We start from the raw sequence: 8,526 nt of genomic DNA, 5'->3' as shown, positions 1-8,526 counted from the left end.
CACGGATCAGTCAGGAGAGCCCGATTTGGGCGAGCCACGGCCAGACCCGGTCGGGGGTCGTCCAGATCGTGATGGCCCGCGTGGATCGCCAGTCGTGGTCCTCGATCAGCTCGTCGCCGCTGAGCGTCGCGGACACCTCGTCCGGGGTGGCGCCCCAGGTGCGTCGCTCGTGGCTGTGCAGCGGCCCCGTCGCGAGGTGGGCGGCCATGCGCGCCGCGCCGGCCAGGTTGTCCTTGAGTCGATCACCCAGTGCCATGGCACCAGCCTAGGTCGAGTCGGGTCAGTACGGTCGGTAAGGTCCGCCGCCGCGAAGGCTCTTGACCCCGGGGACCCCGGCAAGACCGCCGTATGTCGCCTGGGCGTAGCGGGCCCCCGCCATGATCTGGGCGACCGGGTCGTTGCGCTCCGTGCGCGTGGGCAGCGCGAACGCGTCGAAGGTCGGGCCGATCGTCTGCATCAGGCCGAACGACGGCATGCCGGCGGCGGCGTTGCGGTCGTAGGTGTTGACGACCCCGACGTCACCGCCGGACTCGTTGTAGATGATGATCGCGAGGTTCTCCGCGTCCTGCGCACCCTGGGGGTAGCCGTTGGCGTAGAGCAGCCCGAGGGCCTCGCCGATCTGGCGGCTGAGCTGCGGCGACACGGTGTGCCCGTTGCCGATGACCGGGGTGCCGGGGCGGACGGTGCGCACGACCCGGCCGTCCGCCAGGACGACGAACGAGCCGTCGGCGACCGCGCGCCTCGTGTCCGCGTCGGTGAGGGTGGTCGCCTGGGTCCGGGCGGCGGTGAGGGCGTCGAGCGCGCGCTGCTGGGCCTCGACGGCGTCCGCGAGCGCGGCGTCGGCGGTCGTGCGTCGGTCGTCGGCCAGGCTCGTGGCGGTCTCGGCGCGCACGGCCGGCACCGCGATGGCGGCGGCAGCGGCGGACGGGGTGAGCGGCGCGGTGGCTGCCTCGGTGGCGGGACGCCCGCCGGCGGCGGAGGCCACGGACCGGGTCTGGGCCTCGACGGTCTGCTCCCAGGCGCGGTGAGCCGCGGTGGCCTCGGCGTGCGTCTGCTGCAGCGTGGCGCGGGTGCGGGCCTCGGCGGTGCGCGCGGACGCGAGACCGGCCTTGGCGGTGCGGGTGGTGGCGCTGTCGATGGGCCGGGCCGCGAGGAGTGCACCGGGCACCGCGACGGGCCGCAGCAGCCGGGAGACCGTGGCTGCGGGCAGGGCCGAGCGTGCGGTGGAGCGGGACGCCGTGTCCTTGTCGCGCGCGGCGAGCGCCGCCTGCACGACCGGGCGGGAGGACGGCGCGGGCGCCGCCTCGACCGCCGAGGCGGCGGGGGCCTGGCCGGAGATGTCGGTCGTCACCACGGCGGTGGTGGCAGCCACGGCGAGGGTGACGGCGACGAGGCCGGGGGTGGACGGACGGCGCGCGGAGGCGCGATGGCGAGGGTGATGACGCATGGGGGCCGATCAGGGAGGGGGCGGCGGTCAGGTGCTGCGATGCTGCGGGCACAGCGGCGCCGGGGCCGTGAGGCCGGGGACGGGGCCGCCAGGGCGCCAGCACGCATGAGATGGGCCGACGCGGGGCGCGTGCTGACTCGTTCGGGGCGAGGCACGCTCTCGCTACCATAACGCTCCGGACTCGGTGGTCCGAATCGACCGAGCACAGCTGTGTGACCTGGGCAACGCCCATCCGGGTGAACTAGTTGCGATCTGCAGCCGTCAGTGGCGCTGCGCGACCTGCTCGTCCTGCCCCACATCGTCTGCGCCGTTGCGCGACTCGTCGTCGGCGTCACCGGTGGCCCGGTCCCGGGTGGCTCGCAGGCTCGTGACCGTGACGATCGCGAGCACCGCCACGATGAACACCAGCGACCAGGCGGTGGGCACGGTGGGGACGCGCGGCCAGATGCCGTGGGCCCAGTGCAGGATCAGCTTGACGGCGATGAAGCCCAGGATGATCGCGAGCCCGTGGCCGAGGTGCACGAGGCGGGACAGCGCGCCCTCGAGCACGAAGTACAGCGCGCGCAGGCCCAGCAGGGCGAAGGCGTTGGTGGCGAAGACGAGGTAGGGGTCGCCGGTGATGCCGTAGACCGCGGGCACCGAGTCGATGGCGAAGATGATGTCGGTGCCGAGCACGGCGAGGGTGACGACGGCGAGCGGGGTGAGGGCGCGGCGCCCGGCGTCCCGCACCGTCATCCGGGTGCCGCGATAGTCGCCGGTGACCGGCCACACGCGGTTGATGAGCCGGACGACCGGCATCTCGGCGACGGGGGTGTGCTCGGCGTCGCTCATCGCGTCACGCGCCACCTTGACCGCCGTCACGAGCAGGATGATCCCGAAGAGCAGGAAGGCCCAGTCGAAGCTCGCGATCAGCTGGGCGCCGAGGGCGATGAAGATGCCGCGCAGGACCAGGGCCCCGGCGACGCCGATGAGCAGCACGCGCTGCTGCAGCTCCTTGGGGACCGCGAAGCCCGCCAGCAGGAGCATGAAGATGAACAGGTTGTCGACCGAGAGCGACTTCTCGACGAGGTAGCCCGTGTAGTACTCCATCCCGATCTGCGACCCGTGCTGGGTCCAGACCCAGGCGCCGAAGAGCAGGGGGAGCGCGATGTAGAACGCCGACCAGCCGATCGCCTCGCGCATGGAGACGGCGTGCGGCTTGCGGGTCAGCAGGAAGTCGAGCGCGAACAACGCCAGCACGGCGCCCAGGGTCACGGCCCACAGCATCGGGGTGCCGATGCTGTCGAGGGCACCGCCCGTGGCGGCGGCCGGGCTCGCGGCGGGCGCGGCGGCATACGGCAGGGACAGGGTCAGCATGAGATGGGGTTCCTCAGATCGTCGTATGGCGGTCTGAGGTCTCCTTCACCCGCGCCAGGCGCCGGGCCCCCGTCCGAGGCCGCCGTCTGACGTGGCCGCCGGAATGACCGGATCGGGACTGGGAAGTACTCCCCTCGGCGAGCAACCCTAGGCGCCGGCCCTGGGCGTTCCCTGGATGTCCGGAGGCTCGGGAGGGCTCGGGAGGGGCTCGCGAGCAGCTCGCGACGGCGGTGTGATCTCGTCCACATCCTCTGGTGAGGATGGCCTAACTGAGGTTAGCCTTGCCGACATGATCGTCTGCCACTGCCGCATCGTGCGCGACACCGAGATCCTCGATGTCGCCGCGGCAGGGGTGCCCACCCTCGGAGCCATCTGCCGGTCTACCGGCGCCGGCACCGTGTGCGGCGGGTGCGTCCCGGCGGTGCGATCGCTGCTCCAGAGGTTCCGGGAGGACACGTTCGAGCCCGTCGGCGCTAGGCTGACGCTCGAGCACGCACTGACGCCGCAGTTCGCGCGTCTCGCGTCCGTCCAATCGGCCCTGGAGGATTCACATGCAGCCGCGTAGCCCACGGATCATCGAGCTCCTCAACGAGGCGCTGACCTTCGAGCTCACCGTCGTCAACACCTACTTCCTGCACGCGCGCATGCTCGACAACTGGGGCCTGCCCAAGCTCGGCAAGGTGTTCTACGACCTGTCGATCGGCGAGATGAAGGACGCGGACGAGCTCATCGAGCGGATCCTGATGTTCGACGGTCACCCCAACGTGCAGCGCCTCAACCCGATCAGCATCGGCGAGTCCGCCGAGGAGATGCTGCGGCTCGGCCTGGCCAGCGAGGTGGCCGCCGTCGCGCAGTTCAACGGCGCGGCCGAGGAGTGCCACGCGCTCGGCGACCACGCCACGGCCTCGATCTTCGAGGAGATGGCGCGCGACGAGGAGACCCACGCCGACTGGTTCGAGGGCCAGCTGGACGCGGTCGCCCGCACCGGCGTCGAGAACTACCTCGCGATGCAGCTCGCTCCGGGCGAGGCACCCTGACGCTCGCCGTTCGCAGCGGTCAGAAGTACCACGGGAAGGGCGACCAGTCCGGGTCGCGCTTCTCCAGGAACGAGTCCCGCCCCTCGACGGCCTCGTCGGTCATGTAGGCCAGGCGCGTCGCCTCACCGGCGAACACCTGCTGACCGACGAGGCCGTCGTCGGTCAGGTTGAAGGCGAACTTCAGCATCCGCTGCGCCTGCGGGCTCTTGCCCATGATCTCCGTCGCCACCTGCAGCGCCTCGCGCTCCAGGTCGGCGTGGTCGGCCACGATGTTGACCGCACCCATCCGGTGCATGTCCTCGGCGGTGTAGGGCCGGCCGAGGAAGAAGATCTCGCGGGCGAACTTCTGCCCGACCTGCTTGGCCAGGTAGGCCGAGCCGTAGCCGGCGTCGAACGAACCCACGTCGGCGTCGGTCTGCTTGAACCTGGCGTTCTCGCGCGAGGCGATCGTGAGGTCGCAGACGACGTGCAGGCTGTGACCACCGCCGGCCGCCCAGCCGTTGACCACGGCGACGACGACCTTGGGCATGGTGCGGATCAGGCGCTGCACCTCGAGGATGTGCAGCCGCCCGCCGGCGGCCTTGACCCGCGCCTCGTCCACCGCGGCGGCGGTCTCGTCGGTGCTGCCCTCGACGGCGTACTGGTAGCCGCTGCGGCCACGGATGCGCTGGTCACCGCCGGTGCAGAAGGCCCAGCCGGCGGTGGTGGCCGACTGGCCGGTGCGGGGCGTGGGGCCGTTTCCGGTCAGCAGCACGACGCCCACGTCCGGCGTCATCCGCGCATGGTCGAGCGCGCGGTAGAGCTCGTCGACGGTGTGCGGCCGGAAGGCGTTGAGGATCTCGGGGCGGTCGAACGCGATGCGGACCACGCCGTTGGCGCTGCGGGACGGGCCGCCCACGCGGCGGTGGTAGGTGATGTCGGTGAAGCCGAAGCCCTCCACCTCCGCCCACTCGGCGGGGTCGAAGGTCTCGCTGACGAAGTCCAGGGCGCTCACGGACCCGAGGATAGCCGCGCGGTCCGATGGCGGCGGCCCGCGGGCGGCATACGGTGGAGGTATGCCGATCCCCGAGTTCATCGTCGAGCTGCGCCGCCACGTCGGTCACGCACCCCTGTGGCTGACCGGAGTGACCGCCGTGGTGCTGCGTGGGGAGGGCGACGAGCAGGAGGTCCTGCTGGTGCGGCGCGCCGACACCGACGAGTGGAGCCCCGTGACGGGCATCGTCGAGCCCGGCCAGGAGGTGCACGAGGCGGCCGTCCGCGAGGTGCAGGAGGAGGCGTCCGTCGTCGCCGCGGTCGAGCGGCTCGTGTGGGTGTCGACCACGGAGCCGGTGCGGCACGCCAACGGTGACCAGGCGCAGTACGTCGACCACACCTTCCGGCTGCGGTGGGTGTCGGGGGAGCCGGCGGTCGGCGACGACGAGAACCTCGAGGCGCGCTGGTGGCCGGTGCGCGGGGTGCGGGAGGGCGTGCCGCCGATGCGGGACCACTTCGGGGACCGGGTGCGGGTGGCGCTGGACGACCCGTCCGACGTCCTCCTCGGACCTACCTCAGGTCGTCACGTCCGCCGGGGTTAGCGCGCCGGGCGGATGTGACGACCTGAGGTAGGCACATCGACCGGGGTTGGACGGGGGTCAGGACGGTGGCGTGGGCTGCCCGGCCTGCCACAGCGCCCACGCGCTGACCGCCAGCAGGACGGCGCAGATCGCCGCGACGACGAGGTAGGTGAGGCGCCGGCGCGCGTGCTCCGGCTCGCCGGCACGGGCCGCACGGGCGCGTGCGAACCTCCCCGCGTAGTGCTGGAACCACAGGTCGTTCGGGCGGGCGGCGCCATACCCGGCCACCAGGGTGAGGATCGCCAGGACGATCACGAAGGCCATGAGGCGGTCGGCTCCTCTCGGACGGCTCGGGGCGCAGGCGGGGGATGATGGGTCGTATGCCGACCCGCGTGCTGCCAGCCCTCGACGAGCTGCTCGGACAGATGTCTGTCGTCACGATCCCCCTCCACGCACGGTTCCGCGGGGTGACACACCGTGAGGCCGTGCTGCTCGACGGTCCGGCGGGGTGGGGGGAGTTCGCGCCGTTCCTGGAGTACGAGCCCCGCGAGGCCGCGCGCTGGCTCGCCGCAGCGGTCGAGGCGGCGTGGGTGGGCTGGCCGGACCCCGTGCGCGAGGTCGTGCCGGTCAACGCCACCGTCCCGGCGGTGGCTGCCGGTGAGGTGGCGGGGGTCGTCGCGCGCTTCGACGGCTGCCGGACCGCCAAGGTCAAGGTGGCCGAGCGCGGCCAGTCGCTCGACGACGACCTCGCCCGGGTCGCCGAGGTGCGGCGGGTGATGGGGCCGGACGCGCGGGTGCGGGTCGACGCCAACGGCGGCTGGTCCGTCGACGACGCGCTGTGGGCCCTGGATGCCTTGTCACGCCACGGGCTGGAGTACGCCGAGCAGCCCTGCGCCACCGTCGAGGAGCTCGCCGCCCTGCGGATCGCCCTGGCCCGCAACGGGATCGACGTGCCGGTCGCGGCCGACGAGTCCATCCGCAAGGCCGAGGACCCGCTGCTCGTCGCCCGGCTCGAGGCTGCCGACATGGTCGTCGTCAAGGTCGCCCCGCTCGGAGGGGTGCGTGCGGCCCTGGGCGTCGTCGAGGCGTGCGGGCTGCCCGCCGTCGTGTCGTCCGCCCTCGACACCTCGGTCGGCATCCGCGCCGGCGTCGCCCTGGCCGCCGCGCTGCCCTCGCTCGAGCACGCCTGCGGGCTGGGCACGGTCGCGCTGCTGGACGGCGACGTCGCCGCTGCGCCCCTCGTGCCGAGGGGCGGGGCGCTCGGCATACGGCCGGTGGAGGTGTCGCGCAACCGGCTGGAGGCGCTCGCGGCGCCGCCGGACCGGGTGCGGTGGTGGCGGGAGCGGGTCGCCGCGTGCCATGCGGAGCTGGCCTCGTCGTCTGGCAGCATCGGGGCATGAACCCCTCCCAGGCCCTCGCCGAGGTCCTCGTCGACGAGCTGGTCCGCCACGGCGTGACCGACGTCGTCCTCTGCCCCGGATCCCGTTCTGCGCCACTGGCCTACGCCGTGCACGACGCGGACCGGGCCAGTCGCGTGCGGCTGCACGTGCGGGTCGACGAGCGGTCCGCCGGGTTCCTCGCGCTGGGTCTGGCCAAGGTGTCCCGGCGGGTCGTCCCGGTCATCACGACCTCCGGCACCGCCGTCGCCAACCTGCACCCCGCCGTCCTCGAGGCGCACCACGCGGGCGTGCCGCTGCTCGTCCTGTCCTGCGACCGCCCGGCGGAGCTGCTGCGGACGGGCGCCAACCAGACCACGGTGCAGCCGGGCCTGTTCGGCGAGGCGCTGCGGTGGCGGCACGAGATCCCCGCCCCGGAGCGGCGGGCCGGTCAGACGGCCGTATGGCGCTCCGCCGTCTCGCGGGCCTGCGCCGCGGCGGCTGGGGCCCTCACGGGCTGGGCCGGCCCGGTGCACCTGGACGTCGGGCTGCGAGACCCGTTGACGCCGGACGACTCTCACGACTGGCCGGAGTCCTTGGAGGGACGGCCGGGCGGCGATCCGTGGACGGCGGTCGCGTCCCGTGCGTCACGGACGGCGCCGGGGATCCCCCACGGTGCGGGGGTGGACGACGTGCCCCGGACCGTCGTGGTGCTCGGCGACCTCCCGGAGCCTGCGATGGCCGACGAGGCGGTCCGGCTCGCGGCGGCGGCGGGGTGGCCTGTGGTGGCCGAGCCCTTCGGCCTCATGGACCGGACGTCGGTGCTGCCGCACGGTCCGCTCCTGCTGACCTGCCGGCCGTGGCTCGAGTCCCATCTGCCGGCGCGGGTTCTCGTGGTGGGGCGCCTCACGCTGACCCGCGACGTGGCGGCTCTGATGCGCCTCGTCGATCGGGTCGAGTGCGTGACGCCGGTCCCCGACTGGCCGGATCCCTCCGCCCGCGTCGGTCGCGTCCACGCGTGGGAGGCGTTGTCCGCCACCGAGATCCGCCCGCGCTCTGCGGAGGACGCGGAGTGGAGCGCGCGCTGGCGCGAGGCCGGCCGGCGGCTCGCCGCGACGCCGCTGTGGGCGGCCGACGAGCCGTCCGGGCTGGCGGTGGCGTCCGCCGTCCTCGAGACGCTGGCCGAGCTGCCCGGCGCGGCAACGCTGTTCGTCGGCTCGTCCCAGTCCGCGCGTGACCTCGACTGGGCGTCAGCGGGATTCGCGACGCCCGTGACGGTCGTCGCCTCCCGAGGACTGGCCGGCATCGACGGGTGCGTCTCCACCGCAACGGGTCTCGCGCTGGCCGGCGACGGTCCGACGGTGGCGCTGATGGGTGACCTGACCTTCCTGCACGACGCCAACGGTCTGCTGATCGGCCCCCACGAGCCGGTGCCCGAGCTGACGATCGTCGTCGTCAACGACGACGGCGGCGCGATCTTCTCCACGCTCGAGCACGGGGACCCGTCTCGTGCAGCGCAGTTCGAGCGCGTCTTCGGCACACCGACGGGCACCGACCTGGCCGCCCTCTGCGCCGCGCACCGGGTCGCGCACGAGCGGGTGACCACGATCCCGGCGCTGCGGGATGCGTTGCGGCGCAAGGCTTCCGGCATACGGGTCGTCGAGGTCCCGTTGTCCCGCACGGGTGTCCGGGGCGCCCGGGCCACGGTGCGGGCGAACGTCGCCGCCGCGCTGGCCTGATCGCCCCCGCCCCGACAA

The 8,526-nt window shown here is 73.4% G+C and carries 10 protein-coding genes; 5 read left to right on the top strand and 5 right to left on the bottom strand.

Annotated elements, in window-relative coordinates; translation table 11 throughout:
- Positions 1–10: 10 nt before the first annotated feature.
- From B4K29_RS04455 to B4K29_RS04445, 3 genes are all read right to left on the bottom strand, one after another.
- Positions 11–256 (bottom strand): hypothetical protein, encoded by a 246-nt coding sequence (locus tag B4K29_RS04455; RefSeq protein ID WP_286966476.1) that lies wholly within the window; start codon positions 254–256, stop codon positions 11–13.
- A 24-nt stretch (positions 257–280) separates the two neighbouring features.
- Positions 281–1,372, bottom strand: a complete 1,092-nt coding sequence (locus B4K29_RS04450; protein WP_286961230.1) for a transglycosylase SLT domain-containing protein — start codon at positions 1,370–1,372, stop codon at positions 281–283.
- Positions 1,373–1,708: 336 nt separating this feature from the next.
- Positions 1,709–2,803, bottom strand: a complete 1,095-nt coding sequence (locus B4K29_RS04445) for a TerC/Alx family metal homeostasis membrane protein (RefSeq protein ID WP_019286438.1) — start codon at positions 2,801–2,803, stop codon at positions 1,709–1,711.
- 289 nt (positions 2,804–3,092) lie between these two features.
- Here B4K29_RS04445 and B4K29_RS04440 point away from each other — a divergent pair, with 289 nt between their 5' ends.
- Both B4K29_RS04440 and bfr read left to right on the top strand, forming a co-directional pair.
- Positions 3,093–3,368 carry a (2Fe-2S)-binding protein gene (locus B4K29_RS04440; protein ID WP_029211305.1) on the top strand — a complete coding sequence of 92 codons (276 nt, stop codon included), beginning with the start codon at positions 3,093–3,095 and terminating at the stop codon, positions 3,366–3,368.
- Complete coding sequence (gene bfr / locus B4K29_RS04435) at positions 3,355–3,840, top strand: bacterioferritin (protein WP_019286436.1); 486 nt, start codon at positions 3,355–3,357, stop codon at positions 3,838–3,840. The genes B4K29_RS04440 and bfr overlap by 14 nt, the downstream gene beginning before the upstream one ends.
- 19 nt (positions 3,841–3,859) lie before the next feature.
- Here the strand turns inward: bfr and B4K29_RS04430 are convergent, their stop codons facing one another.
- Positions 3,860–4,834, bottom strand: coding sequence for a 1,4-dihydroxy-2-naphthoyl-CoA synthase (locus B4K29_RS04430; protein WP_029211304.1), 975 nt, complete (start codon positions 4,832–4,834; stop codon positions 3,860–3,862).
- Positions 4,835–4,895: 61 nt separating this feature from the next.
- Here B4K29_RS04430 and B4K29_RS04425 point away from each other — a divergent pair, with 61 nt between their 5' ends.
- Entirely contained in the window at positions 4,896–5,414 is a 519-nt protein-coding gene (locus tag B4K29_RS04425) for an NUDIX hydrolase (RefSeq protein WP_286966475.1), read from the top strand.
- A 57-nt stretch (positions 5,415–5,471) separates the two neighbouring features.
- On the opposite strand, the gene B4K29_RS04420 is transcribed toward B4K29_RS04425, so the two are convergent.
- On the bottom strand, positions 5,472–5,717 hold the full coding sequence (locus tag B4K29_RS04420) for a hypothetical protein (RefSeq protein ID WP_019286433.1): 246 nt from the start codon (positions 5,715–5,717) through the stop codon (positions 5,472–5,474).
- A 56-nt stretch (positions 5,718–5,773) separates the two neighbouring features.
- Here B4K29_RS04420 and B4K29_RS04415 point away from each other — a divergent pair, with 56 nt between their 5' ends.
- Positions 5,774–6,793 (top strand): o-succinylbenzoate synthase, encoded by a 1,020-nt coding sequence (locus B4K29_RS04415; protein ID WP_286961476.1) that lies wholly within the window; start codon positions 5,774–5,776, stop codon positions 6,791–6,793.
- Positions 6,790–8,508, top strand: coding sequence for a 2-succinyl-5-enolpyruvyl-6-hydroxy-3-cyclohexene-1-carboxylic-acid synthase (gene menD / locus B4K29_RS04410; protein WP_286966474.1), 1,719 nt, complete (start codon positions 6,790–6,792; stop codon positions 8,506–8,508). Before B4K29_RS04415 ends, menD begins: the two co-directional genes overlap by 4 nt.
- The last annotated feature ends 18 nt before the right edge of the window (positions 8,509–8,526 follow it).

Source organism: Arsenicicoccus sp. UBA6765, assembly GCF_002453335.1.
In the GTDB taxonomy this organism is placed as follows: domain Bacteria; phylum Actinomycetota; class Actinomycetes; order Actinomycetales; family Dermatophilaceae; genus Arsenicicoccus; species Arsenicicoccus bolidensis.
This window is presented reverse-complemented; position numbering and strand designations above follow the sequence as displayed.